Origin of the sequence: Winogradskya humida, assembly GCF_016862215.1 — a bacterium.
GTDB classification, from domain to species: Bacteria; Actinomycetota; Actinomycetes; order Mycobacteriales; family Micromonosporaceae; genus Actinoplanes; species Actinoplanes humidus.
In genome coordinates, this window is the sequence record NZ_BOMN01000102.1 from 66,390 (window position 1) to 86,371 (window position 19,982).

Annotated in this window: 19 protein-coding genes; 10 read left to right on the forward strand and 9 right to left on the reverse strand. The window is 70.3% G+C overall.

The annotated features are described in order from the left end of the window. Positions 1-11 precede the first annotated feature (11 nt). Positions 12-647 carry a TetR/AcrR family transcriptional regulator gene (locus tag Ahu01nite_RS35875; RefSeq protein ID WP_203841170.1) on the reverse strand — a complete coding sequence of 212 codons (636 nt, stop codon included), beginning with the start codon at positions 645-647 and terminating at the stop codon, positions 12-14. A 71-nt stretch (positions 648-718) separates the two neighbouring features. Between Ahu01nite_RS35875 and Ahu01nite_RS35880 the strand changes: the two genes are divergently transcribed. After that, positions 719-2,134 (forward strand): MFS transporter, encoded by a 1,416-nt coding sequence (locus Ahu01nite_RS35880; RefSeq protein WP_203841171.1) that lies wholly within the window; start codon positions 719-721, stop codon positions 2,132-2,134. 29 nt (positions 2,135-2,163) lie between these two features. On the opposite strand, the gene Ahu01nite_RS35885 is transcribed toward Ahu01nite_RS35880, so the two are convergent. Beyond that, the gene (locus Ahu01nite_RS35885; RefSeq protein WP_203841172.1) at positions 2,164-2,925 is read right to left on the reverse strand and encodes an SDR family NAD(P)-dependent oxidoreductase; all 762 of its coding nucleotides are present in this window, start codon (positions 2,923-2,925) and stop codon (positions 2,164-2,166) included. Positions 2,926-3,027: 102 nt separating this feature from the next. On the opposite strand from Ahu01nite_RS35885, the gene Ahu01nite_RS35890 reads away from it, so the two are divergent. The 4 genes from Ahu01nite_RS35890 to Ahu01nite_RS35905 all read left to right on the forward strand — a co-directional run bounded on the left by Ahu01nite_RS35890 (position 3,028) and on the right by Ahu01nite_RS35905 (position 6,089). After that, positions 3,028-3,867: a helix-turn-helix transcriptional regulator gene (locus Ahu01nite_RS35890; RefSeq protein WP_239159400.1), complete on the forward strand. Its 840-nt coding sequence runs from the start codon at positions 3,028-3,030 to the stop codon at positions 3,865-3,867. Between the two features lie 92 nt (positions 3,868-3,959). Next, entirely contained in the window at positions 3,960-4,649 is a 690-nt protein-coding gene (locus tag Ahu01nite_RS35895; RefSeq protein ID WP_239159401.1) for a D-alanyl-D-alanine carboxypeptidase family protein, read from the forward strand. A 13-nt stretch (positions 4,650-4,662) separates the two neighbouring features. After that, positions 4,663-4,989, forward strand: coding sequence for a hypothetical protein (locus Ahu01nite_RS35900; protein WP_203841173.1), 327 nt, complete (start codon positions 4,663-4,665; stop codon positions 4,987-4,989). Beyond that, positions 4,950-6,089, forward strand: a complete 1,140-nt coding sequence (locus tag Ahu01nite_RS35905) for a sensor histidine kinase (RefSeq protein ID WP_203841174.1) — start codon at positions 4,950-4,952, stop codon at positions 6,087-6,089. The genes Ahu01nite_RS35900 and Ahu01nite_RS35905 overlap by 40 nt, the downstream gene beginning before the upstream one ends. Before the next feature lie 4 nt (positions 6,090-6,093). On the opposite strand, the gene Ahu01nite_RS35910 is transcribed toward Ahu01nite_RS35905, so the two are convergent. Continuing rightward, positions 6,094-7,134 (reverse strand): ROK family protein, encoded by a 1,041-nt coding sequence (locus Ahu01nite_RS35910; protein WP_203841175.1) that lies wholly within the window; start codon positions 7,132-7,134, stop codon positions 6,094-6,096. Positions 7,135-7,249: 115 nt separating this feature from the next. On the opposite strand from Ahu01nite_RS35910, the gene Ahu01nite_RS35915 reads away from it, so the two are divergent. The 5 genes from Ahu01nite_RS35915 to Ahu01nite_RS35935 all read left to right on the forward strand — a co-directional run bounded on the left by Ahu01nite_RS35915 (position 7,250) and on the right by Ahu01nite_RS35935 (position 11,208). Continuing rightward, positions 7,250-8,758: a DUF1800 domain-containing protein gene (locus Ahu01nite_RS35915; RefSeq protein WP_203841176.1), complete on the forward strand. Its 1,509-nt coding sequence runs from the start codon at positions 7,250-7,252 to the stop codon at positions 8,756-8,758. Positions 8,759-8,763: 5 nt separating this feature from the next. Next, positions 8,764-10,002, forward strand: coding sequence for a DUF1501 domain-containing protein (locus tag Ahu01nite_RS35920; protein ID WP_239159402.1), 1,239 nt, complete (start codon positions 8,764-8,766; stop codon positions 10,000-10,002). A 187-nt stretch (positions 10,003-10,189) separates the two neighbouring features. Continuing rightward, positions 10,190-10,366 (forward strand): hypothetical protein, encoded by a 177-nt coding sequence (locus tag Ahu01nite_RS35925; protein WP_203841178.1) that lies wholly within the window; start codon positions 10,190-10,192, stop codon positions 10,364-10,366. A gap of 196 nt (positions 10,367-10,562) precedes the next feature. Continuing rightward, entirely contained in the window at positions 10,563-11,069 is a 507-nt protein-coding gene (locus Ahu01nite_RS35930) for an RNA polymerase sigma factor (protein WP_203841179.1), read from the forward strand. Continuing rightward, positions 11,059-11,208 carry a hypothetical protein gene (locus tag Ahu01nite_RS35935; protein WP_203841180.1) on the forward strand — a complete coding sequence of 50 codons (150 nt, stop codon included), beginning with the start codon at positions 11,059-11,061 and terminating at the stop codon, positions 11,206-11,208. Before Ahu01nite_RS35930 ends, Ahu01nite_RS35935 begins: the two co-directional genes overlap by 11 nt. 56 nt (positions 11,209-11,264) lie before the next feature. Here Ahu01nite_RS35935 and Ahu01nite_RS35940 read toward each other — a convergent pair whose 3' ends face one another. The 6 genes from Ahu01nite_RS35940 to Ahu01nite_RS35965 form a co-directional block, all read right to left on the reverse strand. After that, on the reverse strand, positions 11,265-12,449 hold the full coding sequence (locus Ahu01nite_RS35940; RefSeq protein WP_203841181.1) for a hypothetical protein: 1,185 nt from the start codon (positions 12,447-12,449) through the stop codon (positions 11,265-11,267). Positions 12,450-12,877: 428 nt separating this feature from the next. After that, a complete protein-coding gene (gene mmsB, locus Ahu01nite_RS35945; protein WP_203841182.1) occupies positions 12,878-14,128 on the reverse strand; it encodes a multiple monosaccharide ABC transporter permease in 1,251 nt (416 codons plus the stop codon). Continuing rightward, positions 14,125-15,645, reverse strand: a complete 1,521-nt coding sequence (gene mmsA / locus Ahu01nite_RS35950) for a multiple monosaccharide ABC transporter ATP-binding protein (protein WP_203841183.1) — start codon at positions 15,643-15,645, stop codon at positions 14,125-14,127. The genes mmsB and mmsA overlap by 4 nt, the downstream gene beginning before the upstream one ends. A 23-nt stretch (positions 15,646-15,668) precedes the next feature. Continuing rightward, complete coding sequence (chvE, locus tag Ahu01nite_RS35955) at positions 15,669-16,796, reverse strand: multiple monosaccharide ABC transporter substrate-binding protein (RefSeq protein WP_203841184.1); 1,128 nt, start codon at positions 16,794-16,796, stop codon at positions 15,669-15,671. Positions 16,797-16,926: 130 nt separating this feature from the next. Beyond that, entirely contained in the window at positions 16,927-18,414 is a 1,488-nt protein-coding gene (araA, locus tag Ahu01nite_RS35960; RefSeq protein WP_203841185.1) for an L-arabinose isomerase, read from the reverse strand. 361 nt (positions 18,415-18,775) lie between these two features. Continuing rightward, positions 18,776-19,798 (reverse strand): LacI family DNA-binding transcriptional regulator, encoded by a 1,023-nt coding sequence (locus Ahu01nite_RS35965; protein ID WP_239159404.1) that lies wholly within the window; start codon positions 19,796-19,798, stop codon positions 18,776-18,778. Positions 19,799-19,982: the final 184 nt, after the last annotated feature.

Sequence of the window (19,982 nt, forward strand, 5' to 3'; positions counted from 1 at the left end):
CGCTCCCCCGATCAGCTCGATTCAGCGCCATGGTACGGCTGCGGCGCGCTCCGGGCTGCCCCGTGGAATCCGGAGACATCGATCTCGATCCAGCCGGGCGTGATCAGGTCGAACATCTCGTCGACCGCCGCCATCGGGTCGGGTGACTCGCGGGCCAGGGGATAGACGCCGAGCACGTAGTGGGAGAACGCCCTGCAGGTGGTCGACGACTTCGGCAGGCCCAGTTCGGCGGCGATCACAGCGGTCAGGGCGTCCTCGTGGCGCTGCCACATCGTCGAGGCGTACTCCCGCAGCGCCGGGGAGTCGTCGACGAGCCGCCAGAAGATCACCGCGGCGGGCCTGGCGAAGTCCTCGACGACTGCCCGGAAGTGCTCGCGCAGCGCGTCGGGGATCGACTGCTCCGGCGCACGCCCGGTCACCGCCTGGACGAGCCGGTCCTCGCGTTTCTGCCCCTCGTCGAAAGCGAGGGCCTCCTTGGACGGGAAGTGCGAGAACAGCGTGGTGACGGCGACGTCCGCCGCGGCTGCGATCTCGCGGATCCCCACCGCGTCGAAGCCGCGCTCCAGGAACATCTCCCGGGCCGTGTCGGCGATGTGCCTGCGGGTGGCGGCCTTCTTGCGCTCGCGGCGCCCTGGTTCCTCGGTCACAGACCGCATCCTAACCGTTTCGCAACGCTAACCGTTGTGAAAAGCTAACGGTTAGCGTTATGGTTCTCGGCATGACCCTCACCGAACCCCGGCAACAGACTCTGCGGGAGGCGTGGGTGGCCCTGGCGGGGCTGTCCGCGGTGTTCCTGTTCGAGATGCTCGACAACTCGATCCTCAACGTCGCGCTGCCCACGATCGGCCGTGAGCTGCACGCCTCGACCGTCTCCCTGCAATGGGTGACCGGCGCTTACGCGGTCGTCTTCGGCGGGCTGATGCTCGCGTTCGGCGCGCTGGCCGACCGGTTCGGGCGGCGCCGGATCATGCTCATCGGGCTGACCCTGCTCGGTGCCGCGAGCCTGGCAACCGCGTTCGTCACCACGGCCGAGCAGCTCATCGCCGTGCGCGCGGTGACGGGGGTCGCAGCGGCGATGACCACCCCGGGCTCGATCGCCCTCGCATTCAGGCTCTTCCAGCAGGACAGCCTTCGGGTACGAGCGATGTCGCTGATCACCACCGTGGGGCTGGTCGGGCTCGCGGTCGGCCCGACGGCGGGCGGCTTCGTTCTCGCCGTCGCCCCCTGGCAGGTGCTGCTGCTGGTCAACGTGCCGGTCGCGGTGCTCGCGTTCATCGGCATCCGCACCGGCATCGCCGCCGACGACCCGGCCGACCTGCACCGCGACCCGATCGACGTCCCCGGGGCGCTGCTGGGCACGGCGGCCGTCGTGCTCGCGCTCATCGCCCCGACGCTGTTCGTGAACAAGAGCTCCGGGTCGTGGGCGGTCACCGCCGCCGCCGTCGTCGCGGCGCTGCTCTTCGTCCTGCGCGAACGGACGGCGCGCCACCCGATGCTCGACCTGAAACTCGTCGCCCGCCCGCTCGTCTCCGCCGGGCTGGCCTACAAGGCCGCGTCCGGGCTCGCGGTCGCCGGCCTCAGCTACATGGTGACGCTGCAGCTGCAGCTCGACTGGGGATGGCCGCCCGCCCTCGCCGCGATCGGCATGCTGCCGCAGGTCGTCGTCCTGGTCGCCGCCGGGCCGTTCGTGAGCAGGTTCGTCGACTGGGCCGGCCTCGACCGCGCCGCCTGGATGAGCGCGACGGCTGTCGTCGCCGGGCTCGCCGTCTACAGCACGCTGGGCCGGCTCGGATACGTCTGGGTCGCGCTCTCCCTCGCGCTGGTCGCCGCCGGCATCCGCGTGGTCGGCGTCGTCGCCGGCGTCAACGTCCTGCGCGGTCTCCCGGAGAACAGGACCTCGATCGGCGCGGCCCTCGTGGACACCGCCTCCGAGGTCACCACCGCCGCCGGCATCGCCGTCACCGGCACCATCCTGGCGGCGCTGTTCACCGGCACGATCGCGTCCTCGCACTGGACCTCGCACCAGAGCACCCAGTTCGAGCACGCGATCACCATCGCGGGCTTCACCCTCACCGCCGTCGCCGCAGCCCTCGTATGCTGGGCCACCCTGCGCACCCGCTCCCACCGAGCCTGATCGGCCGGCCCATGCTCAGCTGCGTGAAGTCAGACCTGCCCATATCCGCCATCGACGTGGTAGTCGGCGCCGTTGACGTGGGAAGCGGCAGCCGAGGCGACGAACGCGATCACCGCGGCGGCCTCCTCCGCGGTGCCGGCCCGGGTCATCGGCGTCCCGGCGCCCATCCTCGAGAAGAACGCCTTTCGCGCCTCGTCGTCCGGGACGAGCTGCGTGATGGCGGGCGTGTCCGTCGGGCCCGGACTCACCACGTTCACCCGGATCCGCCGCGAACTGAGCTCCAGAGCCCACGTACGGGCCAGCGCCCGGACCCCGGCCTTGGACGCCGCGTAGACGCTCTGCCCGCGCGACGCCTTATGGGCGGCCATCGACCCGACGAGCACCACCGCGCCCCCGTCGGCGAACAACGGCAGCGCCTTCTGCACCGTCATGATCGTCCCGGCGATGTTGACGCCGAAGACGGTGGTGATGATCTCCGTGGTGATCGAGCCCAGCGGGGCGGGCACGATCGCCGCCGCGTTGGCGACGAGCACGTCCAACCGCCCGCTGCGCTCCCGTACCCGCGCGAAGAGCCGGTCGAGATCCTCGGCGGAGGCCGAGTCGGCCGGGACACCGACGACGTCACCGGGGATGCTCGCCGCCACCGCCGCCACCCGGTCCGCGTCCCGGCCGGTGATGTAGACGGTGCCGCCGCCCTCGGCGATCATCCGCGCGGTGGCGAGGCCGATACCCGCGCTGCCGCCGGTCACGACCGCGATCTTGCCGGAGAAGGTGCCGCTCTGTCCGTTCATGCTTCTGAGCCTGCGCCGCCTCTGATACCGGTGCTGAGAGCCTGCTCATACCGGTACTGACAACACCCGGCTACCGGGTTACGGCTCGGGCACGATGGTGACGTGACAGCCACCGCACGCCGCAGTGAACTCGGCTCGTTCCTGCGCTCACGACGCGAACGAGTCACCCCCGACCAGGTCGGCATGCCGCCCGGCCTCCGGCGGCGTACCCCGGGGCTGCGCCGCGAGGAGGTGGCCCAGCTCGCCGGGGTCGGCGTCACCTGGTACACCTGGCTCGAACAGGGCCGGCCGATCAACGCCAGCGCCCAGGTGCTCGCCGCAGTGGCCCGGACCCTGCGCCTCAGCGATGCCGAACGCGACCACCTCTACCGCCTGGCCGGGGTGCCCCAGCTCCGGACCGGCGTCGAACCCGCGCCCGGCATCCCGGATGAGCTCCACGCCATCCTGCGGGCCCTCGACCCGCTGCCGGCGGTGCTGGTCAACGCCCGGACGGACGTTCTGGCCTGGAACCGGTCCTACGGCGCCGTGCACCACCACATGGTCAGCGCATCGGCCGCCGAGCGGAACACCCTCTGGTACCTCTTCACGGCACCGCCGGAGCACAGCCGCATCCTCAACCGCGACGAGCAGGCACCCGAGGTCGTGGCCGGTTTCCGTTACCGCTACAGCCAGCACCCCGACGATCCGCAATGGCGCGATCTCGTCGCCCGGCTGCACGACGCGAGCCCGCTGTTCGCCCGCTTGTGGGACACCGAGGACGTGGCCCCGCCCTCGCTGTGCGACAAGCACTACGACTTCCCGGAGATCGGGGAGCTCCGCCTGCGCTCCACCGGCATGGACCTGATCGGCCGACCCGGCATCCGGCTCGTCGTCCACACCCCCGCCGACGACTGCAGCCGCGACCGGCTGGATCGGTTGAGAACCCGCCCTGTGGACGGGTAGGGCCGCGCAGGAGCAGGGCCGCGCAGGGGTGCTCAGGTCCACAGAGTACAGATACTCAGGAGCGAGCCTGCTACGTTCGGAATGTTCGTCGCATGACGTTCATCGAATCCCCGCGGCGCCGGTTCCGCCATCGACGAGTGGCGACCGGCCGTGGACGCCTGGTCGTGGTCCGGGCCGCGCGGTGGATGGGTGTGATGAGTGCGGCCGACGCCGGGCGATCGCGCGATGCGGCGTACAAAATGATGACTCTGGGGTTGGCGCTGGTGTTTCTGCCGGTGGCGTTCGTGGTCGCCGGGCGGCGCGCTGCACACGTGGGGTGCCGGTGGGCGATGGCGTTCCGGTTTCCGGCCGAGCGACTGGCCGGGCTGACTGCCGAGACCAGGGCTGCGCTCGAGGCGGCTCGGAGCAGGGCGTTGTGGCGCCACGGCGAGCTGATCGGGGTCACGTCCGGGCACCGGCCGGCTGAGCGGCAGGCCCGCATCTTCGCCGACGCGATCCGGCGCGAGGGTTCTCTCGAAGCGGCCCGGTTGCGGGCACTGCCTCCCGGCGAGTCACGGCACGTCGCGGGCACGGCGGTGGACGTCCGGCCCGTCGAGGGGGCGCGCTGGCTGGAACGGTACGGCGCGCGCTACGGGCTGCACCGGATCTACGAGAACGAATGGTGGCACTTCGAGTATCGTCCGGGCGGCCGGCCTGTGCTGCTGCCGCATCCGGGCGTGACGCGGCGACCGGCGAGGTCCACTGTCTACCGATCGAACAGGGTGCTGACGAATGCGACGTGACCGCGGCTAGCCGGTGGTCCTCGGCGGAATCGGCGGGGCGCTGCTGCTGACGGTGGAGGCTTCACCGGCATACGGCGGAGGGCTGCCACCGTTCTTCGGCGGGGTCGGTGCGGCGGGCTGGGGCGCGATCGTCACGACCGCGGCCGCGCTGTGCCTGCTGCGGTTCTGGCCCTGCCTGCTCGGGGTCGCCGCGCTGCTCCAGCTCAGCGGGTCTCCCCACTATCTCCTCGCGATCATCGGCGTGCTGGCCCGCGCGCAGAGCCTGTTCCGCCGCGGAGCGGGGCACTCACCGCGGCCACGGTGCAGGTGGCCGTGCTGGCACCGGCGATCCTCGCCCTGACGGCGCTGGCGTATTCCGACACCACGCGCTGGCTGACCGTCCTCGCCGGCGCCGTGGCGGGCGCCGCCGCGGCCGCGAGCAGGTGGCGCATCCCGCTGGCCGCCGGGCTCACGGTGGTGGGGGCGACGACCATGCTCATCGCGTACGCCGCGACGACCGGCCATCCGGAGAAGCTCGCCACCCAGCGGCAGGCGATCCCGGCGGCCCTGCTCCTGATCGTGATCGCGGCCGCGGCAACGGCCACGGTGGGCACCACCGCCACCGTGCTGGCACCCCGCGGCGCCCTCCCGGCCATCCTCGGCCCGGTGACCGGTGTGCTCGCCGGAGCCGCCGCGCAGACCGTCTCCGTGACCTACCTGCACGACGGCCTGCCCACCTCGTCGTACCTGAACCCGGTCCTGCACCTCAACACCTCGGCGGTGCTGCTGCTCGTGGGCGGCTCGGCCCTCGGCGGCCTGGGGCTCGCCCAGCAGTTCGCGGCCCGTCGCGCCGAACGCCGGCACGCGGAGCAGATCCGCCGGGAAGCCGCCGACGCCGAACGCGACCGGCTGGCCCGCCCGATCCACGACGGCGTGCTGCAGGTCCTCGCCCTGGTGCAGCGGCACGGCTCCGAGCTCGGGGGCTCCGGAGCCCAGCTGGCCGAGCTCGCCGGCGCGCAGGAGATCGCGTTGCGGAACCTGCTCACGGGCAGGACCGCTCAGCCGCGTACGGCCGATGCCGATCTGGGGTCTGCCCTGTCCGTGCTGGCCTCCGCGTCGATCGAGGTCGCCGCCCCGGCCGGCCCGGTCATGCTGCCCGCCGTAACCGTCACCGAGCTGACCGCCGCCGTGCATGCGGCCCTGGACAACGTGCGCCGCCACGCCGGGGCCGGCACACACGTCTGGATCCTGCTGGAGGACGAGGGCAACGGCGTACGGGTCTCCGTGCGCGACAACGGCGCCGGCTTCGCCCCGGACCGGCTGACCGAGGCCGCGGAGAACGGCCGGCTGGGCGTCGCCCAGTCCATGCGCGGCCGCATCACCGACCTCGGCGGCGACACCACCATCCACAGCCGCCCCGGCGAGGGCACCGAGGTCGAATTCTGGGTCCCGCGCAGATAGAAGGTCAGACGGGGACGGTGTCGAGGGCTGCCACCGCGGCGCCGCGGGCGCCGGCCATGTCCAGGTCGGGGACCAGGGCGAAGGTGGCTGCGGCGCGCTGCTCGCGGCGGAGCTGGGTGTGGTCGCGGACGGTGTCGAGGAACCATTGGCGGAAGTGGGGGGCGGCTTCCACGACGCCGCCGCCGAGGAAGTAGGCGGCCGGGTCGGTGAAGTTGGCGGCGATGGTGAAGAGTTTGCCGATGGCGCGGGCCTGCTGGCCGAAGACCGCCAGGGCGAGGGGGTCCTGCTTCTCGCCGTAGCCGCGCAGCAGCTTCGCGGCCCGGCCGAGGGGCTCGGCGGCGAGCGGGTGGTCCGGGAAACGGGTGAGCCAGTACGGCAGCAGGTTCTTCGCGATGCCGGTGAGCGACGCGATGCTCTCCACGTCGCCCTCGAAACCGCAGTTGCACTGCGGGATCGGCTGGCCGTCCTCGAGGACGCCGTGCAGCGGGATCTGGACGTGGCCGAGCTCGCCGGCCATGCCCGCGGCGCCGCTGACGACCTTGCCGCTCTCGACGACGCCGCCGCCGAGGCCGGTGCCGACGATCGCCGCGACCGAGGAATTCTCCATCGCGGTGGTGCCGAAGTGGCGGTGGTGGGCGTAGAGGGCGGCGGCGTTGGCGTCGTTCGCGTAGACGACGGGCAGGCCGAGCCGGCTCTCCAGCGCGCCCCGGATGTCGAAGCCGTGCCAGGACACCTGGGAGAAGTTGGTCGAGCCCTTGGACGAGATGACGCCGTCGGCGCTGGCCGGGCCGGGGGTGTCGAGGCCGACCGCACGGACCAGGCTCAGCGGGGTGCTGGTCAGGTCGAGGATGGCGGTGAACGCGCGGGCCAGGGACTCGACCGCCGACTCCGGGCCCTCCTGCACGAGGCTCGGGTTCTCGACGAGCTGGTCGACCAGGAACTGCCCGGTCGCGTCCAGCACGGTCGCGTTGTTGCAGGTGCCGCCGTTGTCCAGACCCACCACGACCCAGGACGCGGGGGTCCGTACCGCATCGATGTGATCCACAGGACTGAGCGTACGTCCGCACGGCCTTCTAAGCGACGGGTGCGGGTGGATTGCGGGGCGTTAGCGTTGGGTTGCCGGTGCGACTCGTCCCCGCGTACGGGCCGAAGGGTCTGGCATGCAGACGACGACTCGCCGTGCCGTTCTCGGGGGTGCCACCGCTGTGGCCGCCGGTCTCGTGCTCGAGCCCGCCCCCGCCAGCGCCGCCGCGCCCGTAATTCTGCCCGCCGCCGACCCGATCGCGCACCTGCTGCGCCGGGCGACGTTCGGTCCCACCCCCGCCGCGCTCGCCGAGGCCACCCGCCTGGGCGCGGCGGGCTGGCTCGACCGCCAGCTCAACCCCGCCACGATCGCGGATGGAGACCTGGACGCGCTGCTCACGCGTCTGCCATTGGCAAATGCCGACATTCCCACGGTACGCGCGAAGCTCCCGAAATACTCCTGGGACGCCTTCGGTGACCTGGGCCGGGCAGCCGTGGCCCGGGCCATCTGGAGCAACCGTCAGCTCTTCGAGTCGGTGGCGGCGTTCTGGGCCAACCACCTGCACATCACGTCACCGTCCAGCGGGGTCTGGGACAACCGGCCCGACTACGACCGCTCGGTGACCCGCAAGCACACGTTCGGCCGCTACGCCGACATGCTCAAGGCGTCCGCGCGGCACCCGGCGATGCTCAACTACCTGGACAACAAGTCGTCGACCAGGTCGGCGCCGAACGAGAACTACGCCCGCGAGCTGATGGAGCTGCACACGGTCGGCCTGATCTACACCGAGGCGGACGTGAAGGCTGCGGCGCGGCTGCTCAGCGGTCTGACGGTGACCGCGGACGGGCTCTACACGTACGACGCGTCGAAGCACGCCACCGGCGCCGTCACGATCCTCGGCTTCAGCCACGCCAACGCCACCGCCGAGGGTGGCGAGGCGGCGTCCCTCGCGTTCCTCGACCACCTCGCGACCCACCCGGCCACCGCGCAGCGCCTCGCCACCAAGCTCTGCCTGCGGTACGTCGCCGACGAGGCACCCCCGTCCCTGGTCACCAAGCTCGCCAAGGTCTACCTGGACAACGGCACAGCGATCACTCCCGTCCTCAGAGCACTGTTCCTGTCCCCCGAGTTCGCCGCGTCGACCGGCCGCAAGCTGCGCACGCCGTTCGAGGACCTGACCGCGACCGTCCGCGCGCTGGGCCTCAAGCCGGACGCCGCCGGCATCGAGGGTCTCAACGCCCTCTACAACAACGCCGTCAACGCGGGCAACGCGCCGTTCCGCTGGAGCCCGCCGAACGGCTTCCCCGACGTGGCGCAGGCGTGGGCGTCGCCGTCCGCGTACCTCATCCGCTGCAACAACCACCTCAACCTCGCCGCCGGCTGGTACCCCAAGCAGCTCACCCGCCCCGCTGACCTGCTGAAGTACCTGGTGCCCGTCCTGCCCGCCACGTACGGCGGGATGGTCGACGCCATGAGCGTCAGCCTCGCCGGCACCAGGCTGCCGGCCGAGCACACCGCCGCCGTGCTCAGCGTCGTGGGCAAGCTGCCGACCAGTCCTGTGACCAGCACCGACAAGTACCTCGAGGGGCAGGTGCCGTACCTGGCCGCCCTGGTCCTCGACTCGCCGACCTTCCAGCTGAGGTGACCATCGTGAGTTCCTGCAGTGGCTTCTCCCGCCGCGGCCTGCTGGCCGCGGGCGGCACGGCTGCCCTGACCGGCCTGGTGGGCGAGGGTCTCTCCACCCGCCTCGCGTACGCCTCCGGCACATACACCGGCGACACGCTCGTCGTCCTTTCCCTGCGCGGCGGCTTCGACGGCTTGTCCGCGATCGCCCCGATCGGCGACCCGGAGTACTACAAGGCCCGCCCGGGAATCGCGCTGCCCAAGAGCCAGGCGATCGCCGGCGACACGATGTTCGGCCTGCACCCCGGCCTGGCCCCGCTGCTCCCGATGTGGACCAACGGCCAGCTCGCCGCCGTCCACGCGGTCGGCCAGCCCAGCCCCAGCCGCTCCCACTTCGACGCCATGGAGGAGATGGAACGCGCCGCCGCGGGCACCTCCGTCCGTACCGGCTGGCTGGACCGCATGCTCGGCATCACCGGCGCGACCGGCCCGCTCGCCGGGGTCTCCCTCGGCACCGCCATGCCCCACCGCCTGCTGACCGGCCCCGCCGTGGACGTCTCCATGAAGTCGATCGACACGTTCACCCTCTCCGGCGAGGGCGAGAACCGCCCGGTCGCGGCGGCATTGCGAGCCATGTACGCCTCCGCGCCCCCGCTGCTGTCCGGCCCGGCCCTCGCCGCCGACGCCGCCCTGACCGCCACGACGTCACTGCGAGCCTCGGCGTACACACCGGCCAACGGGTCCGCGTACCCGAAGACTGCTCTGGGTGACGCCCTGCGCGACGTCGCCCGCCTGATCAAGGCCAACGCCGGCCTGACCGTCGCCGCCGTCGACTCCGGCGACTGGGACATGCACGAGGGCCTGGGCACCGCGGTCAAGGGCCAGCGCATGTACGACACCCTCTACGACGTCTCCCTCGCCCTGGCCGCCTTCGCCGCCGACCTCGGCCCGACCGGCATGAAGAACGTCACGGTCGTCACGGTCAGCGAATTCGGCCGCCGCGTAGCGGAGAACGCGTCCCGCGGAGTCGACCACGGCCACGGCAACGCCATGCTGCTGATGGGCGGCGGCATCCGCGGCGGCAAGGTCTACACGAAGTGGCCGACCCTGGCGCCTGCCGCCCTCGCCGACGGCGACCTGGCAGCGACCACCGACTACCGCTCGGTGATCGGCGAGATCCTCCAGAAACGCTGCGGCATCGGCACTCTGTCCGGCATCTTCCCCGAGATCAGCCCGTCATCCTTCGGCCTGGCCATCGCCCGCTGACCGACGCGAAAGCGGCGACGCTGGGCACGTGGCAGGGTGCCGTTGTCGCGCGCCCTGCACGAGGCCGCCCGCAGCCTTTATCCTCTCGTCCCCGTCGCGACCGTGAAAGACCGGTGGGAACTGCACGCCTGCCCTGACTCGCGCACTCATCCGGCGAAGGTGCTTTTCGCTACGGGAGGGGCTCGGGATGGACCGCGAGGTGGTGCAGGTCGCTCTGATGGCGGTGCCGGGGGCTTACGTGATGTCCGGCTCGCTTGTGGTCACGGCCATCACCGCGGTTGTCGCCACGGTCGCCGTCGTTGTGCCGATGTGGAAGAAACCCTCCCGGCGCATTGCACGCCGAGGCCGCCGGCCGCACCTTTGAGTCAAACCTGGCAAACGAAGGTGCGAGGGCGGAGCAAAGAAGACGAACCCATACGGCACCCGGCGGCAACCGGGTGCCGTTCGAGGGACAGCTCAAACATTTCGCGCCTTCCGGAACGAGAGGTGATGCCGATGAACCTGCGACACGTGGGTGGCGCTCGGGGGAGCCGACCACCGCCGAAGGTTTGGAGTGCGTCATGGGTGAGCAGCCGTCGAGGAAACCGGAGACGTTCGATGCGTACTATCTGGCTGATTTCGGGCCGTTGACCTGGTTCGCGATCCGGATCGGGGCGAGCTGCGTGCCCGAGGCGGAGGACGTCGCCCAGGATGCGATGCGGACCGCGTTGCGGCATTGGGCGGACGTCGGGCACCCGTTCGCGTACACGAGAATGGCTGTGCGCCGGGAGCTTGCCCGGACCAGGGCGAAAGCGACACGCCGCAGGGAGGCCGAAAGGCTGGCGGCGGGTGACGGCAGGCTGGACGATGCGTTCGACCAGGACGTGACACGGGTGATCGCGCTGCTCGGCGCCCTGCCGGCGGCGCAGCGGGAGGTGCTCGCGCTCGCGATGGACGGGTTCGAGCCCGCCGAGATCGCCGCGATCAACGGCCAGAACGTGGCCACCGTACGGTCGAATCTGCGGCACGCTCGCCGGAAGCTCATCGAGCTGATGCACACCGGGAGGGAGGGCGGCGATGGACCATGACGACTCGGCCGGTGCCGAGCTGGACCGGCTACTGGACCGCGCTTCGAGGTCCGCCGTGCCGGCCCTGGAGGCCCGGATCGACGTCGAGAGGCGCCTGCGGGAGCTGCACGACGAGGATCTCCAGCGAGACGACGACTGATCAGGAGCGGCCCGGCCTCCGCGCCGGGCCGCCGGTCGCTCCCCGGCACGGACGGATCAGCGCAAGCGGCGGACCTGCTGGCGCCAGTGGCGGGCGGCTTCGGGGTCGCCGGCTTCCTCTTCGAGTTTGGCGAGGCCGAGCATGACCGACATGGCGACGTCGGAGTGGCCGGTGCCGAGGGCGCGGTGGTACCAGTAGCGGGCCAGGTCCCATTCCATGTCCTCGCGGTCGAGGTCGCCGAGGGCCTTCATCGCGGGTGGGGCGCTTTCCGGGTGGTCGGTGTCGACCGTGCGGCGCCACCAGGCGCGGGCGGCCTTGGTGTCGCCCTCGTCGAGGGTCATGCTGCCCAGCAGGAGCATCACGGGGGCCAGGGCGGGGTCGCCGGTGGCGGCGAGCTCGGCGCACCACTTACGGCTGTCCGAGACTTCCCCCCTGTCGTACGCGCTGAGCGCCACGCGCAGCCGTGTGGCACCGTCCAATGTGTCGCAGGCGTGCCGCCAGACGGCGTCGCAGATGCTGCCCTCGGTGACCACGGCGAGCAGCGGGTGGGGGCGCAGGTGGCCGCCGGGCAACTCCTCGACGAGGCGGGTGGAGCGGGCCCAGGACAGGTCGGGGGTGGCGCCGTGGAGGCGGCGGAGCAGGCCGCGGTCGAGGCGGCCGGGCATGCCGATGCGGCCCCAGTCGGTGATGATCCGGAGCACGGCGCGCTGCTCGATGGTGGCCGTGGTGAGGGCTTCGGCGACCCGGTCACGCTCCTCGATCCCTTTACGGGTACGCCCGGACGCCGCGACGATCTCCGCGTGCTGGGAGAGCGCGCTGGTCACGGGGGCGGGGACGTGGGAGCCGGTGACGACTTCCGTGTCGGCGGTGGCGCAGATGCGCAGGCCCTCGGGCAGCGTGCTGAGCAGCCGGGCGTCGATCTGTTCGAGCAGGCCGGGGGTGAGCGCGTCGAGCCAGAGCACCGCCCGGTCGCCGTGGCGCAGCCGCCGGGCCGCCGCCGCGACGAACTGGGTCAGGGGGACACCGGGGTCGGGGATCGGCACGAGCAGCACGTGGTCGGGCAGGTGGCGGCGGGCGGCTTCGGCGAGGGCGCGGCTGGATCCGGCGAGCCGGCCGCCGTGCACCAGCGTCAGGGGGCGGCGGCTGCGGAGCGCGCGGGTGATGTCGCCGTCGTAGTCGCGGGGCTGGTAGTCACCGCCGCCGTCGTGCACGCCGAACGCGCTGAGCGGTGCCTTCGCCACAGCAGTGGGCGGTGGCCGCCACACTTGCCGCCTCTTCCACATCGTCGGCCCGCCGTCCTCGAAAGATCAATGAGGTAACCGATCGGCGGCCTCGCCAGTGACGCAGCGACCCAGAGTCGCAGCGACCCAGTGACGCAGCGACGCAGCGATGTCGTGGGCCACGTGCGGGCACGTTACAGCCCGGGTACAGACGTGTTACCGGCCTTCGTTCGATCTGGCTCAATCTACTCTTCATGAAGCGTTCGGCAATACGTGTGAACGACAGGAAAGGGCGGCGGCCGCGTAAGCAGCCACCGCCCTTTATCCCCTATCACCCTCCCGCCGCGGGTTCCGCCTCACCAAGCGGGTCCGCGGCGTGAGTCAGGTCCGCGCCGGCACCGTCTCATCTCCCGATACCGGCGCGGAGTCTTCGATCGGCGTCTCCTGCCTCAGCGGGAGGCACCCGCCCGGCGCTTCGACCAGACGTCGAACGCGACCGCGGCGAGCAGGACCGCGCCCTTGACGAGCATGACCTGCTCGCTGGGGGCACCGATCAGGCTCATACCGTTGTTGATGACACCCATGATCAGGCCACCGGTGATGGCGCCGACGACCTTGCCGACACCGCCCTGGACCGCCGCGCCGCCGATGAAGGCCGCCGCGATGGCGTCGAGCTCGAACGAGTTGCCCGCCGTCGGGTTCGCCTGGTTGAGGCGGCCCGCGAAGACGATACCGGCGACGGCCGCGAGCACGCCCATGTTGACGAACAGCCAGAAGACGACGCCCTTGACCTTGACGCCCGAGAGCGTCGCGGCCTGCAGGTTGCCACCGACCGCGTAGATCTGGCGGCCGAAGACCGCCCGGTTGGTGACGACCGAGTAGCCGATGACCAGGATGGCCAGCAGCACCAGCACCCACGGCAGGTTGCGGAACCGGGCGAGCTGGATGATCACGGCCATCACGACCACCGCGGCCACGACGATCTTCGCGATGAACATGCCGAACGGCTCGACGGCCTGCAGGTACTTCTGCCGGCCGGCGCGGGTGCGCCACTGGCTCCAGAAGATGGCACCGACCACGAGCAGGCCCACGATGATGCTGAACAGGTCGGCGCCGCCGAGGCTGCCGAGCCCGATGTTGCCGAGGTAGCCGCCGGTGAAGCCGTTGGTCAGGGTGCGGACCTCGTCCGGGAACGGGCCGATGCCCCGGTTGCCCAGGATCATCAGGGTGACCGCGCGGAACAGCAGCATGCCGGCGAGCGTGACGATGAAGGCCGGGATCCCGAAGTACGCGATCCAGTAGCCCTGCCACGCACCGATCAGACCGCCGAAGACCAGTGTCACCAGCAGCGCGATCGGCCAGGGAATGTCCCAGTTGACCATCATGACGGCCGCGAAGGCGCCGGTCGCCGCGACCACGGAACCGACCGAGAGGTCGATGTGGCCGGCGATGATGATCAGGATCATCCCGATCGCCAGGATCAGGATGTAGGAGTTCTGGATGATGATGTTGCTGATGTTCTGCGGTGCGAGCAGGTCGCCGCCGGTGAGGATGGCGAACAGCACCACGATCAGCGCGAACGCGATGTAGATGCCGCTCTCGCGCAGATTGATGTTGAACTTGCGCGGGGAGTTACCCGGTTCGGAGGCCGAAGGCGTGCCGAGCGCGAGGTCCGCGTTGGTTGGTGCCACGCTGGTCACCGCGCGACCTCCGTTCCGTGGGTCGTCATCAGGGTCATCAGACCCTCCTGGGTGGCGTCGGCGCGGTTCACCTCTCCGGTGATCCGGCCTTCCGCCAGGGTGTAGATCCGGTCGCAGAGGCCGAGCAGCTCGGGCAGCTCGCTGGAGATGACCAGCACGCCCTTACCCTCGTCGGCGAGCCGGTTGATGATCGTGTAGATCTCGTACTTCGCGCCGACGTCGATACCGCGGGTCGGCTCGTCGAGGATCAGCACCTCGGGATCCGTGAAGATCCACTTCGACAGCACGACCTTCTGCTGGTTGCCGCCGGAGAGCTTCCCGACGATGCTGCCGACGCTGGGCGCCTTGATGTTCATCGACGAGCGGTACTCGTTGGCGACCTTGAATTCCTCGTTGTCGTCGACCCAGCCGCCCTTGGCGAGCTTCTTCAGGCCCGCCGCGGAGACGTTGCGCTTGATGTCCTCGATGAGGTTCAGGCCGTACCGCTTGCGGTCCTCCGTGGCGTACGCGATGCCGTGCCTGATCGCGTCCTGGACCGACTTGAGGTGGACTTCCTTGCCGTCGCGGAAGACCTTGCCGGAGATGTCGACGCCGTACGAGCGGCCGAAGACGCTCATCGCCAGCTCCGTACGCCCGGCACCCATCAGCCCCGCGAGGCCGACGATCTCGCCGCGGCGCACGTTGAGGCTGGCGTTGCGCACGACGACCCGCCCGTGCTGGGTGGGGCTGTGCACCGTCCAGTCCTCGATGCGCAGCACCTCCTCGCCGACGTGCGACTCGTGCGGCGGGAACCGGTTGTCCAGGTCGCGGCCGACCATGCCCGAGATGATCTTGTCCTCGGTGACCTCGTCCGCGACGAGGTCCATGGTCTTGATGGTGCGCCCGTCCCGGATGATCGTGACCCGGTCCGAGATCGCCATGACCTCGTTGAGCTTGTGCGAGATGATCACGCAGGTGATGCCCTCGTCGCGCAGGCCGCGCAGCAGCGCCAGCAGGTGATCCGAGTCCTCGTCGTTGAGCGCCGCGGTGGGCTCGTCGAGGATCAGGAGCTTGACCTGCTTGGAGATCGCCTTGGCGATCTCCACCAGCTGCTGCTTGCCGACGCCGAGATCGACCACCTGCGTGGTCGGGTTCTCGCGGAGGCCGACGCGGCGCAGGAGCTCCGCGGCGGCGGCGTTCGTCTTGTTCCAGTCGATCAACCCGCGGGTTGCCTGCTCGTTGCCGAGGAAGATGTTCTCCGCGATCGAGAGGTTGGGGGCGAGCGCCAGCTCCTGGTGGATGATGACGATGCCCTTGTGCTCGCTGTCGCGGATGCCGGCGAACCGGCACGGCTCGCCGTCGAAGAGAATCTCTCCGTCGTACGAGCCGTGCGGGTAAACGCCCGACAACACCTTCATCAGCGTGGACTTGCCTGCGCCGTTCTCCCCGCAGATCGCGTGGATCTCTCCGCGGCGCACGTCCAGCGTGACGTCCTGCAGGGCCTTGACGCCGGGGAACGTCTTGGTGATGTCCTGCATCCGAAGGATGGTGTCGGAGTCGGTCACTTCAGGTCGGCCTCGGTGTAGTAGCCGGTGTCGATCAGCTGAGCCTTGTAGTTCGACTTGTCGACGATGACCGAGTCCAGCAGCTGCGACGGGACGACCTTGACACCGTTGTTGTAGTCGGTGGTGTTGTTGGTGGTCGGCGTCTTGCCCTGCAGGACCGCGTCGGCCATCTCGACCGTGGTCTTGGCCAGCGCGCGGGTGTCCTTGTAGATGGTGCTGTACTGCTCACCCTTGATGATCGACTTCACCGAGGCGGCCTCGGCGTCCTGACCGGTGACGATCGGGAACGGCTGCGCGGCGGTGCCGTAGCCGTTGCTCTTCAGCGCGGAGAGGATACCGATCGAGAGACCGTCGTAGGGCGACAGCACGCCGGAGACCTTGGCGCCGCTGCGGTAGGTCGAGGTCAGCAGGTTCTCCATGCGGTCCTGCGCGACCTTCGGCTGCCAGCGCAGCGTGGCGGCCTGCTTGAAGTCGGTCTGGCCGCTCTTGACGACGATGGTGCCCTTGTCGATGTACGGCTTGAGCACGCTCATCGCGCCGTTGAAGAAGAACGTCGCGTTGTTGTCGTCCGGCGAGCCGGCGAAGAGCTCGACGTTGAACGGGCCCTTGGCGGTGCCCTCGGAGCCGTCCGCGTTGAGGACCTTGAGACCGGTCAGCAGCGAGGTGGCCTGCTGCACGCCGACCTTGTTGTTGTCGAACGTGGCGTAGTAGTCCACGTTCGGGCTGTTGCGGATCAGGCGGTCGTACGCGATGACCGGGATGTTCGCGGCCTTCGCGTTCTCCAGCTGCGTGGTGATCGCCGTGCCGTCGATCGACGCGATGATCAGCAGCTTGGCGCCCTTGGTGATCTGGTTGTCGAGCTGCTGCGTCTGGGTCGGGATGTCGTCCTCGGCGTACTGGAGGTCGACCTTGTAACCGAGCGCCTCGAGCTGCTTCTTGACGTTGTCGCCGTCGCTGATCCACCGCTCGGAGGATCGGGTCGGCATCGTCACACCGATCAGGGCGCCCTTGTTGTCGGTGGCGCCACTGCCCTGGTCGACGGACTTCTCGCTGGAACCGCAGGCGGCCATGGCCGCCGCCAGCGTGGTGGCCATGGCCACCGACGCGAGCCGGGTGAACTTCATCGTTTCTCCCTGAAGGACTCTAAGGACTCTTGCGATCGGTACGCACGCACAAGTGAGATGACTATCACGCACGTCCGATCAGAAGTGAACACTTCTCGACACTGTTGTTAGCAGGGCGTTACTTACTTACCTATCTTGCGTACTGGCGGTAATACGCCTGGTTCCACCGGACCCGGTCGGCGAAGTCGTGGGTCGTGGTGTGCTCGTCGATCACGAGCAGCTCGGTGTGCAGCATGGTGGCGAAGTCCCGCAGCGGCTCCACGCCGACCGCCTGGGTCAGCACGGTGTGGTGCGGGCCGCCCGCGGTCAGCCAGGACTCGGCGGAGGTGGAGAGCGACGGGGCCGGCTTCCAGACGGCGCGCGCCACCGGCAGCGCCGGCAGCGGCTCGTCCGGGGCGGTGACCTCGACGGTGTTGGCGACCAGGCGGAACCGGTCACCCATGTCCGCGATGCCGATCACCACGGCGTCGCCGGCCTTCGCGTCGAACACCAGCCGGACCGGGTCCTCGCGGCCGCCGATGCCCAGCGGGTGGATCTCGCAGGACGGCTTCGCGCTGGCGATGCTCGGGCACACCTCGAGCATGTGCGCGCCGAGGATCTTCTGCTCGCCCGGGCCGAAGTGGTAGGTGTAGTCCTCCATGAACGAGGTGCCGCGGCCGGTGCCCGTACCCATGGCCTTCACGGCCGCGAGCAGCGCCGAGGTCTTCCAGTCACCCTCGCCGCCGAAGCCGTACCCGTCGGCCATCAGCCGCTGCACCGCCAGGCCGGGAAGCTGACGGAGCCCGCCGAGGTCCTCGAAGTTCGTGGTGAACGCGCCGAAGCCGCCCTCGGTCAGGAACTGGCGCAGACCGGCCTCGATCCGCGCGGCGTAGCGCAGCGAGTCGTGCCGCGTGCCGTCCTTCGCCAGCTCGGGGACGAGCACGTAGTCGTCGGCGTACTGGGCGACCAGCTCGTCGATCGCCTTCTCGTCGACGGCGTCGACCACCTCGACCAGGTCGTTCACGCCGTACGTGTTGACCGAGACGCCGAACTTCAGCTCGGCCTCGACCTTGTCACCCTCGGTGACCGCGACGCCGCGCATGTTGTCGCCGAAGCGGGCGAGCTTGAGGCCGCGCAGGTGGGCGGCACCGGCGGCGGCGCGGGACCAGCCCTCGATCCGGGCGACCAGCGCCGGGTCCGAGGCGTGCCCTGCCACCGTCTTGCGGGCCACACCGAGGCGGGTCTGGATGTACCCGAACTCGCGGTCGCCGTGGGCGGCCTGGTTCAGGTTCATGAAGTCCATGTCGATGGATGACCACGGCAGCGCCTGGTTGAGCTGCGTGTGCAGGTGCAGCAGCGGCTTGCGCAGCGCATCCAGCCCGGTGATCCACATCTTGGCCGGGGAGAACGTGTGCATCCAGGCGATGACGCCGATGACCGACGGGTCGGCGTTGGCCTCGATCATCACCTGCCGGATAGCCGCGCTGTCGGTGAGGACCGGCTTGCCGATCAGCTCGGCGCCGATGCCACCGTCGATCAGCAGCTGCTGGATCTGCTGCGACTGGGAGGCCACCTGGTCGAGGGTCTCCGGGCCGTAGAGGTGCTGGCTACCGGTCAGGAACCAGATCTGGGGCTTCACTTCGCGGGCTCCTGTCCATAGACGTTCCTGGTGCGGGCGTACGACGGCCGGATCGTGTTCAGTGTGCGCATGATCCGGTGCTCGCCGCGGCCGAAAAAGTCATGCCGCCGGTCATCGAGCCGATCGGCACCGCCTGCGGATCCCGGGGTCACAGGGGACCCGGACGGTGCGACGGACATCGAGCAGTACCTCCGCGACGGGGGAACCGGGGTGTCACAGGACACACACCGGGCGGCGTGGATCGAGTGTGAGCGCTAACAAAACGCGTGTCAACAGTTCTCCGGCAACAACGCTGCAATGTTGGCGAAATGACGCCGCTCACAGGGGCTGCGACGCCGGTCTCAGGCCGTTCCCGGGCTGCTCAGACGCGGTGCGGGGGCGGTCCCACGCTGGACCGGGCGACCAGGGTGGGTGCGATGACGATCTGTTCGGCCAGCGGCGCCTCGTCCGAGATCTGGGCGAGCAGGAGCTCCAGGCCGGCCTGCGCGACGGCGTCGAAGGCCTGCCGCACCGTGGTCAGCGGCGGGATGAAGAACTCCGCCTCGGGGACGTCGTCGAAGCCGATGACGCTGACGTCGTCGGGCACCCGGCGGCCGTGCTCGCTCAGCGCCCGGAGCAGGCCCAGAGCCTGGTGGTCGTTGGCGGTGAAGACGGCGGTGACCTCGGGCATCCGGGCCAGCATCCGACCGGCGGCGTACCCGGAGGAGGCCGACCACTCCCCCGCGACCACCGGCGGGACCTCGGCCCCTGCGGCTTCGAGCGCGGAACGCCAGCCGTCGGCGCGCCCGGCCGCGTCGTACCAGTCGGGTGGGCCGGAGACGTGCCAGACCGTGCGGTGCCCGGCCGCGAGCAGCAGCTCGGTGGCCTGCCTGGCGCCGGCTGCCTGGTCGACCGTGACCAGGGCGCGCGAGCGGGCGGGGTCCCCGTCGATCGTGACCAGCGGAACGTCGTCCGGCATGTCGTCCAGGGCGTCGTCGGCCGAGGCCACCGGGGCGATGACCACGAGACCCGCGACCCGCTGGTCGAGGTGGCGCTCGACGGCCCCGGCGATGGACTCGCGGTCCATCCGGCCCACGCTGCCCACGCTGACCGCGAAGCCCGCCTCGGCCGCGGCCTGCTCGAACGCGGCCAGCAGAGATGCCGGGCCGTAAAGCGTGCTGTTCTGCGCGACGATGCCGATGAGCTGGGAACGGCCGGTGACCAGGGCCCGGGCCGCACGGTTGGGGCGGTAGCCGAGCTCGGCGATCGCCGCACGGACCCGCAGGCGGGTCTGCTCACGCACATTGGGATGATCGTTCAGCACACGGGAGACAGTCTGATGGGAGACGCCCGCCAGTTTGGCGACATCGGTCATCGCGGGGCTGCGCACTGCTCGCAGATCCATCGCCGCACCTCGTCCCGGTCGTGACCGCGTGACAAACCGCGGTCGCCGCATCGTAGCGCTCAAAAAGGGACATCCCGGGGACACGATGTGTGTCCCACGATTCGGAACCCGGATGCATTGTTAGCGATAACAAGCGCCGCGTCAACGCCCTGTCGCGCTGAGTTGCCACCGGATGCGTACGCTC